Source organism: Rhodopseudomonas palustris, assembly GCF_003226555.1.
GTDB lineage: Bacteria > Pseudomonadota > Alphaproteobacteria > Rhizobiales > Xanthobacteraceae > Rhodopseudomonas > Rhodopseudomonas palustris_I.
In genome coordinates, this window is sequence record NZ_QKQS01000035.1 from 1 (window position 1) to 230 (window position 230).

Genomic DNA, 230 nt, shown 5'->3' on the forward strand with positions numbered 1-230 from the left:
CGCCAGCGCAGCTTGGCGAGGTCGACGAGCGGTCGGAAGCCGATCGTCTCCGGCAGTGTCGCAAGCCAATATTTGGTCGGGTCAGTTTCGTTCTCCGGCCACTCGACCAGCAGCCACTCCGGCCGCAGCGTCTCCGGGATCAGCTTGTTGTGTCCGACACTGACGCGCACGCGCGCGAAGCGCGACGATAGAAAATCGGCCGAGCCTTCCCGCCAAACCACCGTGCGCCA

Annotated in this window: 1 pseudogene; it reads right to left on the reverse strand. The window is 65.2% G+C overall.

Annotation, left to right across the window (positions count from 1 at the left end):
- A pseudogene (locus DNX69_RS23840) lies at window positions 1-230 on the reverse strand (IS701 family transposase); the annotation flags it as partial.